General features: G+C 41.7%; 14 protein-coding genes and 2 pseudogenes. 8 read left to right on the top strand and 8 right to left on the bottom strand.

Annotated elements, in window-relative coordinates; all coding sequences use genetic code 11:
* Positions 1–409 precede the first annotated feature (409 nt).
* From R7127_RS06825 to R7127_RS06815, 3 genes are all read right to left on the bottom strand, one after another.
* On the bottom strand, positions 410–985 hold the full coding sequence (locus R7127_RS06825) for a DUF2913 family protein (protein WP_104976001.1): 576 nt from the start codon (positions 983–985) through the stop codon (positions 410–412).
* 61 nt (positions 986–1,046) lie between these two features.
* A complete protein-coding gene (locus tag R7127_RS06820; protein ID WP_104975204.1) occupies positions 1,047–3,959 on the bottom strand; it encodes a type III restriction-modification system endonuclease in 2,913 nt (970 codons plus the stop codon).
* 1 nt (position 3,960) lies between these two features.
* A complete protein-coding gene (locus R7127_RS06815) occupies positions 3,961–5,844 on the bottom strand; it encodes a site-specific DNA-methyltransferase (protein ID WP_104975205.1) in 1,884 nt (627 codons plus the stop codon).
* A gap of 189 nt (positions 5,845–6,033) precedes the next feature.
* Between R7127_RS06815 and R7127_RS06810 the strand changes: the two genes are divergently transcribed.
* Positions 6,034–6,219: a hypothetical protein gene (locus tag R7127_RS06810; RefSeq protein ID WP_104975206.1), complete on the top strand. Its 186-nt coding sequence runs from the start codon at positions 6,034–6,036 to the stop codon at positions 6,217–6,219.
* A 386-nt stretch (positions 6,220–6,605) separates the two neighbouring features.
* Here R7127_RS06810 and R7127_RS06805 read toward each other — a convergent pair whose 3' ends face one another.
* Positions 6,606–8,237 carry a recombinase family protein gene (locus R7127_RS06805; RefSeq protein ID WP_104975207.1) on the bottom strand — a complete coding sequence of 544 codons (1,632 nt, stop codon included), beginning with the start codon at positions 8,235–8,237 and terminating at the stop codon, positions 6,606–6,608.
* A 58-nt stretch (positions 8,238–8,295) separates the two neighbouring features.
* A pseudogene (gene miaE / locus R7127_RS06800) lies at positions 8,296–8,424 on the bottom strand (tRNA isopentenyl-2-thiomethyl-A-37 hydroxylase MiaE); the annotation flags it as partial.
* Positions 8,425–8,584: 160 nt separating this feature from the next.
* Between miaE (R7127_RS06800) and R7127_RS06795 the strand changes: the two are divergent.
* A complete protein-coding gene (locus R7127_RS06795; protein WP_318148307.1) occupies positions 8,585–10,690 on the top strand; it encodes an AAA family ATPase in 2,106 nt (701 codons plus the stop codon).
* Positions 10,691–10,758: 68 nt separating this feature from the next.
* Here the strand turns inward: R7127_RS06795 and miaE (R7127_RS06790) are convergent.
* Positions 10,759–10,908 (bottom strand): annotated as a pseudogene (miaE, locus tag R7127_RS06790) (tRNA isopentenyl-2-thiomethyl-A-37 hydroxylase MiaE); the annotation flags it as partial.
* A gap of 97 nt (positions 10,909–11,005) precedes the next feature.
* Positions 11,006–11,770: a hypothetical protein gene (locus R7127_RS06785; RefSeq protein ID WP_005378247.1), complete on the bottom strand. Its 765-nt coding sequence runs from the start codon at positions 11,768–11,770 to the stop codon at positions 11,006–11,008.
* Positions 11,771–12,083: 313 nt separating this feature from the next.
* On the opposite strand from R7127_RS06785, the gene cysB reads away from it, so the two are divergent.
* Together cysB and R7127_RS06775 are read left to right on the top strand one after the other, a co-directional pair.
* The gene (gene cysB, locus R7127_RS06780; protein ID WP_005388967.1) at positions 12,084–13,058 is read left to right on the top strand and encodes an HTH-type transcriptional regulator CysB; all 975 of its coding nucleotides are present in this window, start codon (positions 12,084–12,086) and stop codon (positions 13,056–13,058) included.
* Positions 13,059–13,111: 53 nt separating this feature from the next.
* Positions 13,112–14,308, top strand: coding sequence for a methyltransferase (locus tag R7127_RS06775; protein ID WP_025766893.1), 1,197 nt, complete (start codon positions 13,112–13,114; stop codon positions 14,306–14,308).
* Between the two features lie 93 nt (positions 14,309–14,401).
* Here R7127_RS06775 and ald read toward each other — a convergent pair whose 3' ends face one another.
* Positions 14,402–15,526 (bottom strand): alanine dehydrogenase, encoded by a 1,125-nt coding sequence (ald, locus tag R7127_RS06770; RefSeq protein ID WP_005378241.1) that lies wholly within the window; start codon positions 15,524–15,526, stop codon positions 14,402–14,404.
* Between the two features lie 156 nt (positions 15,527–15,682).
* On the opposite strand from ald, the gene lrp reads away from it, so the two are divergent.
* From lrp to R7127_RS06750, 4 genes are all read left to right on the top strand, one after another.
* Positions 15,683–16,177 (top strand): leucine-responsive transcriptional regulator Lrp, encoded by a 495-nt coding sequence (lrp, locus tag R7127_RS06765; protein WP_005378234.1) that lies wholly within the window; start codon positions 15,683–15,685, stop codon positions 16,175–16,177.
* 152 nt (positions 16,178–16,329) lie between these two features.
* Complete coding sequence (locus R7127_RS06760) at positions 16,330–19,377, top strand: DNA translocase FtsK 4TM domain-containing protein (RefSeq protein ID WP_033905074.1); 3,048 nt, start codon at positions 16,330–16,332, stop codon at positions 19,375–19,377.
* A gap of 61 nt (positions 19,378–19,438) precedes the next feature.
* Positions 19,439–20,065 carry an outer membrane lipoprotein chaperone LolA gene (gene lolA / locus R7127_RS06755; RefSeq protein ID WP_033905075.1) on the top strand — a complete coding sequence of 209 codons (627 nt, stop codon included), beginning with the start codon at positions 19,439–19,441 and terminating at the stop codon, positions 20,063–20,065.
* Positions 20,066–21,421 (top strand): replication-associated recombination protein A, encoded by a 1,356-nt coding sequence (locus R7127_RS06750; protein WP_020196990.1) that lies wholly within the window; start codon positions 20,066–20,068, stop codon positions 21,419–21,421.
* Positions 21,422–21,473: the final 52 nt, after the last annotated feature.

Raw genomic sequence — 21,473 nt, 5'->3', positions numbered from 1 at the left:
AAAAGCGCCTGACCAGTCGATCATTTTTCACAGAGTATGTGATCAATCAATTAAAGCTCCGCACCGTCTCCATCGGATCTGACAGTCGGTATCGAACAGCGCAGCAACTACGAAACGACTACATTAGCGCTCAACTCTCTCGCCTAAAATCACACCGTCATTAGGTCCGATTTAAGGGGCTAATTTGCAACAATAATATAGGTAGTATTGTGCTCCTATCTCTGAAAATTGCCCTATATGGGGCATTTTTGTGTTTTAGGAAAAGAGGTTGCGGGGTTTTTGCGGGATATTGCGTAAAAAACCATTATTAAGAATATTAATTGAGCTGCTTTTCCATAATTCAAATGTCAGTCACTTTAATCAGTCTCATTTGCTTGAAATGATAAGTATTTGTCTTTTTCAATGTTGATTATTGAACTGGATGAAGCTGGTAATGGTAGTTATATAAGTCTTCATTCGCTTGGACCTGTTCATAATCAAAGTAAAGCTGTTCTTTTAAGCATTTCAGAAAATCACTCAGATCATAAGTATGGATAAATAGTGATATCGGTGCGATCTGTGAGTTATCTTCATCAGAAAAGCAATTATCTATGTGTGCTCTATCAAGATATACAACATCAGGTTCTTGCTGTGGCGTCTCTTCGATCAGCTTAGTTTCTAAACCCGACTGCTCAAATCGCTCAAACAAGCTGTATAACTTCTCTACGTCATTCTTTGTGTCTATGGCTGCATAGCTGCTTAAAATCCCGTTTAAGTGCCTCTCAATCGATCCAAACTTGTTCTTCATCAAACATATAGTTTTCAGTTTTTTCTTGATGAGCGAGTATTTGGCCTGTTTTACCTTTGGCTTTAAAAAGTCGATGATGATTTTGTTGCGTTGCTCTTCCTTAACAAAACCCTTTGAATTTTCGACTTTAAAGTAAAGGTGCAAAAGTGCGTTTTCAAACGTTGACTTGATCAGTTGATGATAAGAATTTTCTTGCATTGGTTGGTTCTGCATTGAATAAAAGCAAAAGGCTACCTCAGTAGCCTTTGAAGTGATTTAGTTAAGCGGTTGCGTGTTCACGAATGATATCGAGTATCGCGTCATCTTTGAACTGAGTCCTAAACTCAACTTTTACGTCTTTTATCCTGTTGAATAGTGCTTGCGCATGTTCAATCTTCCGTTGTTCTTCAAGTCTTAGACTATCTTGACCATCAACATTCTTAGTCTCGATGATGAAGTTCAGATAATCACCTGAGTCAGTTTTTACAACATAAGCAAAGTCTGGTGAATATGAGTAACCGCCAGCAACAGGTATCTTAATTGAGTTTTTAGGTATTTTGGTAAAAACGACGACACATTGAATTTCACCTTCCGTAATGTTCAATCGTTCCAATTCAGAATCGTAAAAAACTTCTTCGAACAAGTATGAATCTACTGGTGGTTTTTCATTGTCATGTAGAACACCAAGATCACTCGACAATACATCTTTCAGCGGTTCACCATCAGCATCTGTGAACTTGGTAGGGTGCATCGTGTTCGAGATAACGTTGTATCCCAACGCAAACTTCGTAAATGAGTTATTAAGCAAGTATTTGCTGAAACCCGACTTAATCTTACGAATAGTCTGAATGTTCATATATTCAGTAATGTCTATCGTTTCACGAACTTCACAGAATACTTGGTGTAGTGTCGATAGCTTGATGAACATTTCTTGCGAAAGTTTAGGCAAAAACTCTGAATAGCTCATCGTACTGAACTTGGAAAAGTCATCGTCAGTGCCAAGGATACTTTTCGACATAGCGATATCGTTGTGGATATAAACCTTTTCGATACGAGTTTGAACGCCAGTTTTCTTAAATTTACTTGCTTCGTCGAGTAGGTAACTCTTGAACAGAGATTTGAACTCACTCTCATCAGCAATTTGGTATTCTAATACCGCTTTTTGGTTGATTAGATCCCACAGTTCTCTAAGTTCATCGAACTTACCCACGCGCATTTTGGTGCGTTTTTGACTGCCATTTGCTTTCTTAATTTTGTCTTTCTTAACGCCAGCAGGGAAGGCTTGCGGATACTCAGACTTCAATTTTGAGTAAGCATCAGAGCCAATGAAATTCTCGTTTTTGTCGATAATGTTCTTCCCAACAAGATCTACCATCAGATCAAAAGATGATATATCAGGGTATTTGGCAAATATCTTGTCTTTGATGTCCTGAGTCAGCTTGCTTGGAACTGTCTCTTTAAACGAGCTGTTATTCACTTCTTGAACAAGCTGATTAACAAAGTCTTTCTCTGTAAAGTCAACATAGTAGTTGAGAGTGAAAGGGCCGCGCTTATCACGCGCCATAAACTCATTTACTGGCAAACGTAAACCACGACCAACTTCTTGCAGTTTTGATGTAACGCTTCCGCTTGAACGGAGTTTACAGATCTGGAACACGTTAGGGTTATCCCAACCTTCGCGTAGTGTCCATTTTGAGAAAATGAATCGTCTTGGATTGTCGAGCGAAAGCAGTTTTTCTTTGTCGTGCAAGATTTCGTTAATCTCTTGCTCGATCTTTTCGTCTTTATCGCTGTTATCTTTTGAGAAGTAACCACCGTGAACGACTGATACATCAGCGATGGTTTGCTCTAAATACGTTTTATAAAAAGCGTCCTTCTCTGTTTTAAGCAGTTCTCTTGCTTCTGCAACAACCCACTCTTCAAACTTAGTTTTTAAACTACCAGAAATATCATTTCCATCACGATAGCCTTCGATATCGTCTATGAAGAATAATGTTAGTGGTTTGATGCGTGGTGTGAGTGTCAAATAGTGCCTTTCCAACTTGAAGTGTTCTTTGATTGCTTTGCGCATCATATTGTCTTCAAGCGTTTGCGAGTATGAGTATGGGTTAATTGAACCGCCAGTTTTCAGCTCAATACCATTACTTAAAGCAACTGTGGTTTTGTTCAATGCATCTATGACAAGATCATGGATTGCTGAGTGTGTTTTTGAAAGAGACTCGCCCTTTGCAAGTTTAAACACGCTCTTAGCACCATTCTCGTTCAGCTCAAATGTTGCTTCTTTACCATCAGACTTGATGAATTTTAGGCTTGCATTGTCATCACCAACAACATCTTCAATATACGCATCAATGCCTTTAACCAAGTCGTCGTTGAATGCATCAACGGCCGTTAAGCGATAGACCAGGTTTTTATAGTCATTGTTAAATGTTGCACCATAACGAATGATGTACTGAGCATTAAACTTCTCGATGTTTTCCCACGTTTTTCGTGCAGTGGGGAACTTGTGTGGCTCATCAATGATGATGAATGGTTTTACCGCACTGATTGCTGCAAAAGGCGTATCGAATTGATTGTCTAATAAGCCGACATCATAGGTTTCAGTTAATGACTTGGAGTTAATCATTCCTGAGTTGATGATGAGAACGTGTATGTAGCTCTTATTGAAGTTACTTGCTTCAACAAAATCATGTATGGCTTGTGGCATATAAGTTTTGGTGTTTTTACCAGAACTTTTTTGACTTTCTACAACATACGTCTTGATCTCACGCTCATAGTCATCTCTGAAATGTTCTTTCAAAGCATCACTTTTCAAGAAGTTGACTGTGCCAGCTTTGATTGAAAGGGTAGGGACAACCACGATGAACTTGTTAATACCAAAAGATTTATTCAAATCGAACATCGTTTTGGTGTAGGTGTATGTCTTACCTGTACCAGTTTCCATTGAAACATCAATGATGTTGCTCTTGGTATTATAATGCTCTGGTATATGGTCGATGCGGTTATACTCGTGAACCATTTTGATGTTTGCGTAGTATTGAGCATCTGAAAGATCTAATTCAGGGTTGGCTAATATACGCATAGTTGCGTCGTCTGATTGCTTAGGTTCAGCACCTAAGAATACAGTTGTAACAGCATCAACGCCTGTTTGCTGGTGAGGCAAGTTTTTTTCGAAAGTAAAACCTTTTGACATATCAGTTTCTTACCACCAAATCAATTTCAAGAGACTTTTTATTCGCGTAGCCTTTCAGGGCTTCGTTTAGTTCCATTTGCTTTGCACTATCGAAATTGTTTCCATAGAACACGACTTTATTAGGCTCAAAATCTTTGTTGTTGTCGAGTTCGTGCAGTAAAGCTTTGATTGTCTCGCTGTTGAAGTTAGGTGCGATCAGATACAAGCGTTTGTCGCACAGATGCGCAGTGTAGCCATTCAAATCTACATCTTGGATTGGTGTTGTTAATAGGCTACCGTCATAAACACACCACGTTGTAAGTAGCGTGTTGTATTGCTCATCAGTTAGAACAACATCATCAAAAAATGATAGGTTTTCAAGGGTTAGTTCACCCTCATCTTTCACTCTGAAGTCTTCATTTGTTTCGAAAACTTTAAAACCAAGATCACCTTGATAATCAGGGTATTCTTTGCGAATTTTATTTGATGCCTTTAACAATCTATCTTTCGTTATATCGAAAATAGAGCGATAACCAGCTTTATAGCCTTCTGAATCTTTTTGGCAAGTCTCGTCAAGTTGTATTGCAATAAAGTTTCGGTTCGATGAGTTTGATTTCGCATTCTGTTCAAAGACTGCTTGTGCAATTGTCCCTGAACCACTGAAGAAATCTAACACTAAACCTTCTGGTAATGCGAGTTGTATCAAAACTTCAAGTAACTCAACGGGTTTCGGAGTTTCAAAAACAGCTTTATCATCGAAAAGTTTTTTCAGTTGATTTTTGGCAGACTCATTTGTGCCAACTAAGTCTGAAAAAAGAATAGATTCTGGTGTAAGACCTCTTTCTTTTGAATGTAGGTATGTTTTTAAGCGAGGAACACCGTTTCCATCTCTACCAAACCACATATTTCCATTTTTGATTTTTTCTGCCATAACACTTTCTGTGAACAACCAGCATCTTCCACTTTCCAGCTTATGTGTTTTCCCGTTAGGTGCTATGAGATCATAGAATTGAGTTTTTGTTCCATGTCCAGCTTGCGCAGTTGCAGGATCAGATTTCCAAGGTCCATTTGGATCGTTATCTGGGTTTTTATAATTAGCTAATGCTTTTTCATTCATCGGTAATTGAGAAATGATTCTTTTTGATGAATTTTTGCTTTTTGAATAACACAGTACATAATCGTGTCGTGAAGATACAACTTTACGGTTTTCTCTGTTAGTCCTTTTTTCCCAAATAAAATTAGCTACAAAATTGCTTTCTCCAAAGATTTCATCACATAAAATCTTTAATTGACCATATTCGTTATCATCAATTGATATAAAGATAACACCATCATCCAGCATAAGTTCGCGAGCAACATATAATCTCGGATACATGAAGGTTAACCAAGCACTATGACTGCTTGAACCTTTTGCCGTGAAATCAAGAATGCGAGTAGCTTCATCGAGGTCGATACCAGCCAATTCACTAAGTTGTTGCGGTGTAAACTTGCGATCATCGTTATAAACAAAACCATCAGAACCCGTGTTATATGGTGGGTCGATGTAGATCATTTTCACCTTTTCAGAGTAAGCGTTAACCATGTGCTTCAACACTTCAAGGTTATCGCCTTTGATCAACAGGTTTTGGCTATCTTTGTTAGATTCAAGATGGTTGTGTTGCTTATCTTCGTGCAAAAGCGTTTTTGGGGGCAGGTTGGTTAACAGTCGAGCGTAAGACTTACCTAACCAATTTAGAGAATATGATTCTTTCGAAAGCTCAACATCAGACGACTTCACTACTTCAAGCAACTTTTCTTGAATAAAGTTCCCTTGCTTATCAAAGCATTGTGGGAAATGCTTTTGCAAGATCTCTAACTGCTTGCTATTCGCAGTTTCTGTGTTTGAGAAAAGCGTTTCTTTGTTCATATAATAACCTGATATAAGTAGATGATTTATTAGTCAAAAATTTGCCATATGATACACTAAACAGTTAGAAAAATCTTGACGGAATGCGTAATAATATCCGCTCCTACGACTGTCAGATAAGATTTGTTTTATTGATTCTCCACGATGATTATCTTCGGTAATACAATAGGTTAAGCAATAGACAACCCAATGAACTCAAAAGAACTGGACTTAAAACTTGTCAGGCTGGTAAACGACTTAGAAGAGCTTTCGCAAGCTATCTCTCGCGCAAGTGTATTGGATGACTCAGAAGAATTGGCTAAGTTACTCGAAAAACGTACTGAGCTTGAAGTTGAGTGTAAAAAAATTGAGATAAAACGATACGAATTGAGTTGATAGAAAGGGAAGAAATGCTTCTCTTTTTTGTTTGTGTAATGACCGATCAGTTTCAAACATAGTGATCTATTCGTGTCGCTGAATTATGTTGCTATATATCTATACAGGTGTGTGATTTTGTATGAAAGTAATCCTATTTATGCCAATGCTGGAATTACTGGTTTTTAGTCGCCAAGGGCTGAAAACCAGTTAGATTTGTCTCTCGATGAGTTAGTTGTTGGTTGGAGCGTCCGTCCAACACGTTCTTAGGGTCGCAGAAGGCGAATCGATGATAGACGTTGGGTTCTGGTCAAAGGAAGTTTTGTCGGAAAATCTAAAACGTATGTACAGTTAGGTTCATAAGTCATATAGACAGGGTGTTTTGACCAGAATGTGGTGAAGTTTCTTCACCTTTTTTCTTTTAATTTCTTTGCCAAATTTTCTTCTAAATCATCTTCATACAAGTTATCCCAAATGTATCTAAGACCGCTTGAACTATTGATATAATTTTTCAACATTTGCATATTTAGCAACTCATCAGTTACTAATGATGAAGGCCATACTTTTATAAAGTCGCTTGAACCATCAGCATATTTGTAAGCTCTTTCTTTTCTGCAATAACCTACATAAACCATTTTAGACACAGGTTTATCAAACCCTATCGTGCTAAGTTCCTGTTCACCGACAACGATTTTAAATCCAAGCTTATGCATTTCGAGATTAAATGTTTCGGGCGTTAAAACTAAATCACGAGACTCTGGTGATACTGAATGATTGTTCTGCTTTAAAGATGCTTTTAAACTCTTTTCTTGTTCTTCTAACTCTGCAACTTTTTGATAAGTCTCATTCATCAGTTGCAAAATCATTGTTGTATTTTGACCTTCGTTAGATGCTTTGTTGTAAAACTCTTTTTCGTCATTAAGTTTTTTTCGAGTTGTAGCTAATTTACGTTCCACTTTACCTAACTCGATTTGTAAACCTTTGTTTGACGATTTATCTGAATGTAGGCGAATCGCATGTTGTAAAACGTGCGTCATCATGTACATGTGAACGATAAAGTAAGGGAACGTAGTTTTTCTATCGCAAGAGTGATCTCTTTGCTTAGAGCTACAACGGACCACAGGATTAGATTTTCCTGATTTTTGTATCGACATGCCTCTACCACAGACACCGCATTGCATAAGTCCCGAAAGCGGCCATTGACGGTCAGGTTTTACATTTTTGTATAATCTTGACTTGTGAATTGCTTGAACATCAAAAAATAATTGATCATCAACGGCAGGTTCATAAACTCTGTTTCCCCTCCAATATCCTCTGACGATTTCAGATTGAATCCAGCGCATTACAGTAGATGGATTGATTTTTTGAATCGCTGTATCTGGATACTTTTCTCTCAATCTAACAACTATACGTTGTTGTCCTAAGCCCTCTAAGTACCAACTGAACATATCTTTTACAGCTTGGTGTAAGTGATTGAGTGTACCGTCTGGATTTAACCAAAATGGTTTTCGAATCCTTGGAGCTTTACCTTCTTCTTTCGCCAACTTCTCTCTACGAGTGTAACTTGCCTTTACCTTGGCAGAACGCCATTCTGATTCTTTAAAAGCTTGTTCCATCTCAACGATCAATCTGATTCGAAGAGACATGTTATTTACAGCTTCTGGTGGATACTCTGTATTGTCTCGAACCGTTACGAGAGTAATACCAGCTTTCCAGATGCGTTTTACAAGCTCTTCTGCATTGTCGATGTTTTGTCTTGTGAGACGCGAAAAGTGTTCAACGAGAATTAGAGTGCCGGGCTGAATAATGCCATCTTCTATCGCTTTCATGAGCTGGCCAAGCGAGCCTTCTTTAAGATGTTTGCCGCTCCAACCTGACATTGCCTTATCCACAAAGTTATCAATAACAGTTACGTTAGGATTTTGTCTTAACCACGCTTTCTGTGTATCTGTTTGTCGGTCTAAAGAACTGTTACCGATTTGTCTGCCACTACTAAATCTTTGATATGTAACAGCAAATCGTTGTTTTTCCTCAGTCATCTCTCAGCTTCCTTAGTTACTTTGAGATAATTATACCCAATTTGCACACCTACGCCTACAGCTCACATAGTAAATGATCCCGTAAAATCACGGATAGGTTTTCTGGCTTACGAGCTTCTTCAATCCAAGAGTCAGGGGTTGAGCATTTGAGGAAACTATGAATAGGGGCTAAAAGTTGTTCGTACATCATTCACAAAGAGTTGCAGGTTGTTTCGATAATCTTAACACGTTCAGTACGGTTAGTTTCATTGTTTATAAGAAGGAAATTATGAAATGCATCAGAGAAGCCGCTGTTGCATATCAGGTAAGATGGCAATTCGTTAAGTTGGTTGGAGTAAGAACAATAAATGAATATCACAATAGAAAATTGCAACAGTATTGACTCAGCAACGATTGCACTGACAGATAAAAAACTAAACATTAAATTTGCACCGAATGGCACAGGAAAGAGCACGATAGCAAAAGCTATTACGCTGCATTCACAAGAAGGAGTTCTCGACCCTCTAATGCCGTTTAAGTTGAAAACAGATAATCCTGACTCAAAAGTACCATCAGTAACTTCTGATGTTGAGGTTAATTCGGTTATGTGTTTTAACGAGGAGTATGTACGTCAATTTACTTTTCAATCAGATGAATTGGTCAGCAATAGTTTCGATATTTTCATCAGAACGGAAGCGTACAACGTTGTCGAAAAAGAAATTGATACAATCGTAAAAGAAATCAATGGTTTGTTTGATGGAAACGAGAACCTTGAAACGTTCATTAGCAATCTAAGTGAGTTAGGTACTGCTTTCACCCTGACAAAATCTGGCCTATCACAGAAATCGACAGGTATGAAAGGTCTTTCTCAGGGAAACAAGTTACAACACATCCCTGAAGGTTTAGAAGTATATCAACCCTTCATTAGTAGTTCTTCCAACGTGGCGTGGATTGATTGGCAAACAAAAGGTGCACAACAGTTTTCTGAGTTGTCAGATTGTTGCCCGTACTGCTCATCAGATACTATGGATAAGAAAGAGCAAATTGCCAAAGTTGGTGAAGAATATGACAAAAATGTTATTAAAAACTTGGTAAAGATAATTGATGTTATCAACCAACTTGGCAATTACTTTACTGAAGAAGCAAGGCAAAAACTAACAGATATCACTCTTCTTCCAAATGGTCTTGAGCCAGAGCATGTCGATTATCTCAAACAGATCAAAACGCAGATTGACCGTTTGTCTGAGCGCTTGGTCAAGTTGAAATCACTCAAAGGGTTTGATTTTAAAAGAGATGAGTTGGTAAGAGATCAGCTAAATGCATACAAGATCGATCTTGCTTTTCTTACTGAATTAAATTCAGATGCCACCAAACAAGAAATTGACGCTATTAATAACTCGATAGATGAAGTCGTAGTTAAGGCTGGTCAGTTACAAGGGAAGCTAAATCAACAACGTGGCGAAATGCAAAAGTTGGTAGAAAAGTATCAAACAGAGATTAACAGTTTTCTATCTTACGCTGGTTATAAATATAAAGTGCAAATATCAGGAGAAGACGATAAGTCCCAATTGAAATTGCAGCATATTGATCATGACGGTTTTGTTTCTGGTGGAGATCAACATTTGAGCTTCGGTGAGCGTAACGCATTTGCAATTGTCTTGTTTATGTACGAGTGCTTATCCAAGAAGCCTGACTTGATCATACTGGACGATCCGATTTCTTCATTTGATAAGAATAAAAAGTATGCAATTTTGGAAATGCTTTTTCGGAGAAAGCCTGCTAATTGCTTAAAGAGTAAGACGGTCTTGATGCTTACTCATGATGTTGAACCAATCATAGACACAGTGAAAGCGGTGAAGAAACAGTTTGATAGTCAGGTGTTTGCTTCTTATCTAAGGTTCGACTCTGGCCTAATAAGCGAACTGGTTATAGATAAGAGTGACATCAAAACGTTTTCTCAAATCTGTACAGATTACTTAGAAACTGAAGCTCACTCCATATTAAAGCTAATATACTTACGCAGATATTTTGAGATTACAGATGAAATGGGGGATGCTTATCAGGTTCTTTCTAACTTGTTACACCTTAGAACTTTGGAAGAAGCGGAAGATAGGCGATTAGATGGTTCGCCGATAATGGAACCAGAAAAGTTAGACAGTGGTATTGCTGAAATTTTAGATAAAATTGATGGTTTTGAATACGGTAGTGTACTTGAACAGTTACAAGCTAAAGAATCATTGAAAGAGCTGTATGATAATTGCTCAAATGGTTACGAAAAGCTTCAGGTTTTCCGTTTATTTAAAGAAGTAGATGAAGAGCTTGATGTGGGTAATTCAGTCATTCAAAAATTTATCAATGAAACATACCATATTGAGAATGAGTACATATGTCAGCTTGATCCAACGAAATATGATTTGATACCTGAGTATGTCGTTAAGGCTTGTGATGAATTTTTAGCTAATAAGGGCATCTGAGTAGATAGAAGGGGCGGGGTTGTATGCCTCCCTCTTAATCCAGTATTAGATCGTTAACTGCACACCTCTGCTTTTAGCTCGCACAGTAGGTGGTCTAACAAAATGGTTTGAAGGTTTTCTGGTTTCTTTGCTTCCTCTACCCATTCATCAGGTGTACTGCATCGCAGAAATTGGTTAATGGGAGCAAGAAGATCTTGATAGGCGTCTAGATTCATCATTTTAGTTTTAGTACTTCACATTTTTATTGGGCATATCCGTTGTCTTGCGGATAGAAAAAAGGCTGCAATTGCAGCCTTTTTTGACCTGAAGTGAATGTTACCACTTTTTCTTCTCGCCGAAGAGAGCTTCCATGTCATTGTCACGCTCTTTGTCAGCAATCTGCTGCATTTCGGCATCGCTTTTATCTTGGCGCTTTTTATCTAAGTCACCTAACATCTCTTCAAGCTTTTGTTTCGCTTGAATAGAATAAGGATCGCTCTTAGTGCTCAAAGCATCGATACCTTTACGCAGCAGTTGAAGCGCGGTGCCTGGTTGGCCACGAGCGATAGAGTCGTTTGCTCTTTTGATGACATTTTCAATGTTGATGCGAATTTGCATCGTTTCCAAGCGCGCATTTTCGGTGACGTAAGTCTGGGTATCCAATCGGCCTTTGTTGTGCTCGTTACGGATAGTGTCGCGAAGTCGTTTAACCAGCTTAAGCATGACGATAGCTTGTTTATCACTACTCGGCATCTTGAAAGTGGTACTCTCGCCAGTAGGACCATTCTCTTTTAGCTGCGTAATCTGCTGCTTCATATTTTCGATACGTTGAGCAAGTTGCTTGTTCTTCGGGTCCAGCTCATGCATGCTCTCTAGCGCGTCAAGAATACGATTGTTTAGACACAGCAACAGCTCTTTACTAAAAGGGATATGGTGCGCATGACCAATCAACTCTTCAGTACCATCTATCAAGGCTACATATCGCGCTGATTCCTGCCTTTTTGCGGTTTCAACTTTAACCTTATATTGCAACATAATGTTATAGCCTAGGATTAACACCAGTAGGATGGCTACCAAAGCGATTATTAAACCAATATTCATATCTTTGCGTCTGCTTTACTTTTCTGCGGCTAGCGTTAAAGAATACATGAATCTTATCTTACTCGGCACCTTATTTGTTTGATTATTTTGTCTCTCCCACGTTTTAGTTACTGATAGAAGTCACATCATAGAACTTCGGTCATTTATTGGCTCAACTTTGTGCATATTGTTTCTTGCTTGAAGATTATTAGTATGTGATTGAGGTATAAGTTAGAAATTGCTGTTCATTTCGATTTGAACGCGTTATAACTAATTATTATATCGCTCGCTTGAGTGGCCAATAAACTCTCTCATGAATAAGTAAGGGATTACGATGAAACTGCAGCAGCTGAAGTATATTGTTGAGGTTGTAAACCATAATCTGAATGTATCTGCAACGGCGGAAAGCTTATATACCTCTCAGCCAGGTATCAGTAAACAGGTTCGGTTGCTGGAAGATGAGTTAGGCATTCAGATTTTTGAACGTAGCGGTAAGCACTTAACGCAAGTGACGCCAGCTGGTGAAGAAATTGTACGTATCTCGCAAGAAATTCTCGCTCGTGTAGAAAGTATCAAAGCGGTGGCTGGAGAGCACACCCATCCAGAAATGGGGACGCTGAATATCACCACGACACATACGCAGGCTCGTTATGCACTGCCAGATGTCATCAAAGGTTTTACTTCTCGTTATCCAAAAGTGTCGTTACACATGCACCAAGGTACACCGTCACAAATGTCTGAGGCGATAGCTAAAGGCACAGCGAATTTTGCGATTGCGACAGAAGCGCTTCACTTATATCAAGATGCCATCATGCTGCCTTGTTATCACTGGAATCGTTCAATAGTTGTGCCTAAAGACCACCCACTAGCGAAGAAAGACAAAGTAACGATCAGTGATCTTGCCGCTTACCCATTAGTCACTTACGTGTTCGGTTTTACTGGCCGTTCAGAGCTGGATACAGCATTCAACCGCGAAGGTTTAACCCCGCGAGTGGTGTTCACTGCAACTGATGCAGACGTCATTAAAACTTACGTTCGTATGGGTATTGGTGTGGGTGTGATTGCAAGCATGGCTGTGGATGAAGAGCAGGACGGTGACTTGGTTGCAATAGATGCGAGCCATTTGTTTGGTGCGAGCACCACGAGCATCGGCTTCCGCCGTGGTACATTCTTACGCTCTTACATGTTCGATTTTATGGAGCGTTTTGCACCGCACTTAACGCGTCCAGTGGTTGAGCAGGCGATTTCGTTGAAGTCTAATGCAGAAATCGAAGAGATGTTTAAAGACATCGAGCTTCCGGTGAGATAACACTTCATTGATGTTTCGATTCCCTCTACAATGCGCTCGTTGTAGGGGGAGCTATGAAAACGCAATTTCAATTTATTAATGACTGCTTAATCGAAAACCAATCTTTGTGGCGATTCGAGCCTTTTAAAAGCAGCATTCACACATCATTACCTTGGCAGGAGCAACATCCTCGACTGTGCCAATGGCTAGCGTCTCTTACTCCCTCTCAAATCGAAGAATACAAAGCAGCACCAGAACTCGCGTTAAAAGCACTTAGTCCGTTTTTGCCTGAGCTTGAACAACTCGCAAAACTGACTCATTTAGAGCTTTTGTCGTTAAACGGCTTGGAACTCGCTCGTGGTTTAGATAACGGTATTCCGGGACGTAAGTTGGAGCAAATTAGCTCGATGGGTGAAGCTGCAATTCAACAACACTGTGGCGAAGAATGGCTAGAATGGTGCTCAGGTAAAGGTTACTTGGGGCGAATCCTGACCACGCAAACCGATCAGCCTGTAACCAGCTTTGAATACCAACAAGCACTGTGCGATTCGGGACAACAAGCAGCCAATGAACATCATTGGAAGATGACGTTTATTCAAGGCGACGCGTTTGATAGCAAAGCGAAAGCCGTGTTTAAGCCAACGCAACACGCAGTAGCACTGCATGCATGCGGTGACCTTCACGTTCGTCTAATGCAGTACGGCAGTGAAAATGGGATTGCTGCGATGACCATATCACCTTGTTGTTACCACTTGATTCAGTCGGAACAATACCAGCCGATGTCGGAATCGGGCAGGGCTTCTTCTCTCTCATTGTCTAAGCAAGAACTGCGTATCCCATTACAACAAACGGTGACGGGAGGAGAGCGCGTGCGTCGTCATCGTCAGCAGGAAATGATGTTTCGTCTTGGGTTTGATTTGATCACGCGACAAGCTTTGGGAATGGCAGAGTATCAGCCTGTGCCGAGTATCCGTAAGTCGCAATTAAGTGATGGTTTTGAATCGTTCTGTCGCTGGGCAGCGGAGCAAAAAGGCATTGTTCTTCCTCAAGAAATCGATTTCTCTCATTTTGAAAAGTTAAGCGAACAACGCTTCTGGCAAATGGAGAGAATGAGCTTAGTGCAACTTGTTTTTCAACGTCCGTTGGAGATCTGGCTCGCATTAGATAAAGTGCTTTATCTTGAAGAACGTGGTTACCGTGTTAGATTGTCAGAGTTTTGCCCTAAATCGGTCACACCTAGAAATATTTTAATTTGTGCATATAAGATTTAGTTATTCTTTATAGCCAAACGCTCTATATGAAAAAGCCCACTTATGAGTGGGCTTTTGTAAACAAAACGTGACAAGTTATGTTTTATTTTGTCATTAATTAAACATAGCGATAGCTTGAGTTGGTTCAACGTATTCCAAGTCAAAGCTTTCTGCTACTTCTTTACACGTTACTTTTCCGTGAATAACGTTTAGACCTTCAAGGAAGCCTTTATCTTCTAGAAGTGCTTCGCGGTAGCCTTTATTTGCTAACTTCACGATGTATGGAAGTGTAGCGTTGTTGAGTGCAAATGTTGAAGTGCGAGCAACTGCGCCAGGCATATTTGCTACACAGTAGTGAACCACTTCATCAACGATGTAAGTTGGATCTGCGTGAGTTGTCGCGTGCGAAGTTTCGAAACAACCGCCTTGGTCAATTGCCACGTCAACCACTGCCGCACCAGGCTTCATCTTAGCAATGTGCTCTTTAGTGACCAGTTTAGGTGCTGCTGCGCCAGGAATTAGAACGGCACCGATAACAAGGTCCGCTTCTAGAACATGCTTCTCGATAGCGTCTTCAGTAGAATAAACCACTTTTGCGCGACCTTGGAATTCTTCGTCAAGCTTACGAAGTGTGTCTACGTTACGGTCTAGAATGGTGACGTCAGCGCGAAGGCCAACCGCCATACGAGCAGCGTTTGCACCAACAACGCCACCACCAACGATAACGACTTTTGCAGGTTCAACACCAGGTACGCCGCCTAGGAGCAGACCACGACCGCCGTGCGATTTTTCCAACGTTTGCGCACCAGCTTGGATAGACATCCGACCTGCCACTTCTGACATTGGTGCTAACAGTGGCAAACGACCCATATTATCTGTTACAGTCTCATAGGCTATACAGACAGCTTTGCTCTTGATTAGCTCATCAGTTTGTGGAAAATCTGGTGCTAGGTGTAAATAAGTAAATAAAATTTGCCCTTCGCGGAGCATTGCTCTCTCTACTGCTTGGGGTTCTTTTACTTTTACAATCATGTCTGCTTGCGCAAATACGTCAGCAGCATGAGGGAGAATGGATGCGCCGACAGCGATGTAATCATCGTCTGAAAAACCAATGCCGGCACCTGCATTGGTCTCAACTAAAACTTGGTGACCATGTGAGATGAGTTCTCTCACGCTAGCTGGGATCATACCAACACGATATTCGTGATTCTTGATTTCCTTAGGTACGCCAATGATCATCCTGTATCCTCTTTCTATAATGGTTGTATTAACTGTTAGTAGGGTGTTATTGTCGAATTAATAACTAGTATAGTTATAGATTTGTAAAATTTGGCACCAAATATTAAAAAGTTGTAGTATATTTTTTTGCAAGGAAGTAATAAGGTGGAATAAAAAATGGCAGACAACTATAAAAAGCCGTCCAAGGAACTAGACCGTATCGACCGCAACATTCTTAATGAGCTGCAGAAAGACGGTCGTATTTCAAACGTTGAGCTTTCAAAACGTGTGGGACTTTCTCCAACGCCATGTTTGGAGCGTGTACGTCGCTTAGAGCGTCAGGGGTATATCACAGGGTATACTGCATTATTGAATCCGCAGTTCCTGGATGCATCACTATTAGTATTCGTTGAGATTACGCTAAACCGTGGTGCGCCGGATGTGTTTGAGCAGTTTAACTCAGCTGTTCAAAAGCTAGACGACATACAAGAGTGTCATCTTGTTTCAGGTGACTTTGACTATCTTCTTAAAACCCGTGTATCAGATATGGGTGCTTACCGCCGACTATTGGGCGATACGTTACTACGTCTACCTGGCGTAAATGACACTCGCACATACGTTGTTATGGAAGAAGTGAAACAATCTAACCAGCTTGTGATCAAAACTCGTTAATTTCTTGCAAAGAAAGCGGTATATGCTTCCGCTTTCGCCAGAGAGTAATTGGGTTTTTCTCCTTGATATGGTTAAATCAATTTACCGAGCGGCTTGATGCCGCTCGGAATGTTTTGCAATTTCCTATTTCATTTCCATATTCAAGTTGATTTATGTTCAAAGAGAACGCAAAGAAAGTCGAAACCATTATCAAAACCAGTGAAGAGCCCCAGTCTTCACGCTTAAATGGCTTCCAACGCTTAAAAGAGTGCTGCTTTATCGTTGGCGTTCTTAGCTCGGTATTGCTTGCGGTTGCACTATTTACCTTCAGTCCGGCCGATCCTTCTTGGTCCCAAACCGCATGGGGAGGGGATATCGATAATGCTGGTGGCCTTTTCGGCGCTTGGCTAGCCGATACTCTATTCTTCACATTTGGCTCTCTCGCTTACCCAATCCCTTTCTTGCTAGCGGCGGCTGCATGGGTGATTTGCCGTAAACGAGGAGAAGATGAGCCCATTGATTTCATGCTATGGGGTACAAGGCTGCTCGGTCTGGTCGTCCTTATTATGACCAGTTGCGGTCTTGCCGATATTAATTTTGATGACATTTGGTATTTTTCATCCGGAGGTGTGGTCGGGGATGTGTTGTCTAGCCTCGCTTTACCTACATTGAATGTACTCGGTACCACATTGGTATTGCTGTTCTTGTGGGGAGCGGGCTTTACGCTCTTCACTGGCATCTCATGGCTTAACATCGTGGAATGGCTTGGTGATCGTGCGTTAGCACTAATTGCCGCGCTTGCAAATAAGGCAAGAGGTTCAGAGCAGGAAGTTTTAGAACCTCAGCTTGATGAGTTTGTAGAAGACAAAGTCTCTACGCCTAAACATAATGTAGATTATGAAATTGATGATGAGCCGCTTCCTCATTTAACGGCATACGACGTCGATGAACCGAAAGAATCGGCGCCAGCGCATGAGTATCCTATTTATATGCCGCAAGCGAAACCTGATAAGCCTGCGGAACAGGCGATGGTAGAACCGACGCCACCACAACGCAAGGCTACGGTTAATGCTGCGCCAGTTTATGCTGAACCTGAGCCTCAAACACAACCTATCCATACGGTTAACACTGATAACGTTGATCCGCTCTTGGAACGCACCAAGCAACTGAATGTTACGATAGAAGAGCTTGAAGCAGCGGCGCAACAAGCAGATGACTGGGGAACTGAAGAACAGGCAGCCCCATCATTTGCAGACACTTACTCTTCCTATGTAGAGCCACATACAGCTACAGAAGAACCGATCAGTGTTGAACCAGATTATGCGGAGTACGAACAATTTGAAGCAGAGCAAGTACAGCAGCCAAGTATTGAGCATCCTGTACATGAAGAGCCTGCAATTGATTCTGCTGTATTAGATAGCATCACGGCGCAAACAGAATCGAGCCAACATATTGAGCCTACGATCTCTGACTTTGATGTGTTAGATGATGAAGACGAAGTGGAATCTCAGCCTGCACAGCAAGCACAGCCAACAACGCCTCATCAGCAAGTTGCAACACCTTCAACAACATTTGAACCTGCACCTCAAAAAGTGGAGGTGGAAGAGGTCCAAGACAACGACCAAGATGTTACCGCATTCCAAGATATGGTTTCCAATGCGCAAGCCAAAGTCGCTGCAACACAGAACCCATTTTTGGTACAGAAAGAAGAAAACTTGCCAGTTCCGGAAGAGCCACTCCCAACGCTCGAGTTGCTTTATCATCCAGAAAAACGTGAAAACTTTATCGACCGTGATGCGCTAGAGCAGGTCGCTCGATTGGTAGAGAGCAAACTCGCTGACTACAAAATCAAAGCCGATGTGGTTGGTATTTATCCTGGTCCAGTGATCACTCGTTTTGAGCTTGATTTGGCGCCAGGGGTGAAAGTAAGTCGTATTTCTGGTCTTTCAACTGACTTAGCGCGTGCATTGTCTGCGATGGCGGTACGTGTTGTGGAAGTAATCCCTGGCAAGCCTTACATCGGTTTGGAACTGCCAAACATGAGTCGTCAGACGGTCTATTTATCTGATGTCATCAGTAGCCCTCAGTTTGAGCAAGCAACGTCACCAACAACGGTTGTGCTAGGTCAAGACATTGCGGGCGAAGCTGTGGTGGCAGATCTTGCGAAGATGCCTCACGTGTTAGTAGCAGGTACAACAGGTTCTGGTAAGTCGGTGGGTGTGAACGTGATGATTTTGAGCATGCTGTATAAAGCAGGTCCAGAAGATGTACGCTTCATCATGATTGACCCGAAAATGCTAGAGCTTTCTATTTATGAAGGTATCCCTCATCTTCTTTCTGAAGTTGTGACTGATATGAAAGACGCATCAAATGCTCTGCGTTGGTGTGTGGGCGAGATGGAACGTCGTTACAAATTGATGTCGGCATTAGGTGTACGTAATGTGAAGGGCTTCAACGAAAAATTGAAGATGGCAGCAGAAGCGGGCCACCCAATCCATGACCCGTTCTGGCAAGAAGGCGACAGCATGGATACTGAACCGCCATTGCTAGAAAAGCTGCCTTACATCGTCGTTGTTGTTGACGAATTTGCTGACCTAATGATGGTGGTAGGTAAGAAAGTTGAAGAACTGATTGCTCGCTTGGCGCAAAAAGCGCGTGCGGCAGGTATTCACTTAATTCTTGCGACTCAGCGTCCATCGGTTGATGTTATTACCGGTCTAATTAAAGCGAACATTCCAACTCGTGTTGCGTTTACGGTATCGACTAAAACGGACTCTCGTACAATCCTAGATCAAGGCGGCGCAGAATCACTACTTGGTATGGGTGATATGTTGTATCTACCGCCGGGATCAAGTCATACAACTCGTGTTCACGGTGCATTTGCATCAGATGATGATGTTCATGCTGTTGTAAACAACTGGAAAGCGCGTGGTAAACCGAACTACATTGAAGAGATCATCAGTGGAGATCAAACTCCAGAAAGTCTATTGCCAGGTGAGCAAATGGAAGCGGATGAAGATGTAGACCCGCTCTTCGATCAAGTTGTTGAGCACGTGGTTCAATCACGTCGAGGTTCGGTTTCCGGAGTTCAGCGCCGATTTAAGATAGGTTACAACCGTGCCGCCCGTATTGTAGAGCAGCTTGAAGCTCAGGGCATCGTAAGTGCTCCGGGTCATAACGGTAACCGTGAAGTACTGGCACCTGCGCCACCAAAAGATTAATGAACTTGTGTTACTCACCTCAGTCCAACTGAGGTGAGTGGTTCTAATAATAGGTATCTGAATGAAAAAACTATTTTCAGCGAAACTTTTCTCTGCGCTTGTTTTAAGCTTTTCCCTCTTCTCTACTGCGCACGCAGCGTCTCCTAAAGATGAATTAAACAAACGCCTTTCTATGAATGATGGCTTTAGTGCGGATTTCTCTCAGCAGGTTATCAGCCCTGAAGGCGAAACGGTGATGGAAGGAGAAGGTACGGTTGAAATTGCCCGCCCAAGCCTGTTCCGTTGGAGTACAACATTCCCTGATGAGAACCTATTGGTCTCTGACGGTAAGACATTGTGGTACTACAGCCCATTCATCGAGCAAGTGAGCATCTACTGGCAAGAGCAAGCAACAGAGCAAACGCCATTTGTTTTGCTAACGCGTAACCGAGCAAGTGATTGGAATAACTACAAAATATCTCAAAAAGGTGACCAGTTTACTCTCGTTCCTACCGCAGTAGACTCCACACAAGGTCAATTCCAGATTAATATTGATGCCAAAGGTGTCGTGAAAGGCTTCAACGTGGTTGAGCAAGACGGTCAAAAAGGTTTGTTCACCTTTAACAACGTGAAGCTGGGTAAACCAAAAGCAGACAGATTCACATTCACAATTCCAAAAGGTGTGGAAGTGGATGACCAAAGGAATTAATTGGTAGTGAGTAATTACACATTAGATTTCTCGGGGGACGAAGATTTTCGTCCCCTTGCTGCTCGTATGAGACCGGAAACAATCGAGCAATACATTGGACAACAGCACATTTTAGGCCCTGGTAAGCCACTGCGCCGTGCGCTAGAGGCGGGTCACATTCACTCTATGATCCTTTGGGGACCACCAGGCACAGGCAAAACGACATTAGCGGAAGTGGCTGCAAACTATGCCAATGCTGAAGTTGAGCGCGTGTCTGCCGTAACATCTGGTGTGAAAGAAATCCGTGCAGCAATCGAGAAAGCACGTGAGAATAAAATGGCGGGTCGCCGCACCATCTTGTTTGTGGATGAGGTGCATCGCTTCAACAAATCTCAGCAAGACGCATTTTTGCCGCATATTGAAGATGGCACGGTTACCTTTATTGGAGCGACGACAGAAAACCCATCGTTTGAGCTAAACAACGCATTGCTGTCACGTGCGCGTGTGTACAAGCTAACGTCTCTCGACAAAGATGAAATCTCGTTGGCGTTGAACCAAGCCATAAGCGACAAAGAACGTGGGCTGGGTAATACACCTGCACACTTCGCTGATAACGTATTAGACCGTCTAGCAGAACTGGTAAACGGTGATGCTCGTATGTCTCTCAATTATCTTGAGCTCCTCTACGATATGGCAGAAGACAATGCGCAGGGTGAAAAAGAGATCACGCTTAAGTTGCTTGCGGAAGTAGCAGGGGAGAAGGTCTCTCGCTTCGATAACAAAGGTGACATCTGGTACGACTTAATCTCTGCGGTTCACAAATCAATTCGTGGCTCAAACCCAGATGCTGCGCTGTATTGGTCTGCGCGTATGATTGCAGCGGGATGTGATCCTCTTTATATTGCCCGTCGATTACTTGCGATAGCATCGGAAGATGTAGGTAATGCTGACCCTCGCGCAATGCAAGTGGCACTGTCTGCTTGGGATTGCTTTACCCGAGTTGGTCCAGCAGAAGGTGAACGTGCGATTGCACAGGCGATCGTGTACTTAGCGTGTGCGCCAAAAAGTAATGCGGTATACGTGGCGTGGAAACAAGCGCTCACAGACGCTCATAACTTACCTGAATATGAAGTGCCGCATCACCTTCGAAATGCGCCAACCAGTTTGATGAAAGACATGGGTTATGGGGCTGAGTATCGTTATGCTCACGATGAGCCTGGTGCTTACGCAGCAGGTGAGCAATATTTGCCGCCTGAAATGGGCGATCGTAGGTACTATCAGCCGACAAATCGTGGTCTGGAGACCAAAATCGGCGAAAAGTTAGATTACTTGGCTACTTTAGACGCAAATAGCCCACAAAAGCGCTATGAAAAGTAGGCGTTTTTGGATACATTTGTTTAGTAAATTTTTTTAACGCGTACGCTTGGAA

The organism is Vibrio sp. 1159 (assembly GCF_033340395.1).
Lineage (GTDB): Bacteria > Pseudomonadota > Gammaproteobacteria > Enterobacterales > Vibrionaceae > Vibrio > Vibrio alginolyticus.
The sequence above is the reverse complement of the archived record's forward strand: the minus strand, read 5'-3'. Positions and strand labels throughout refer to the sequence as shown.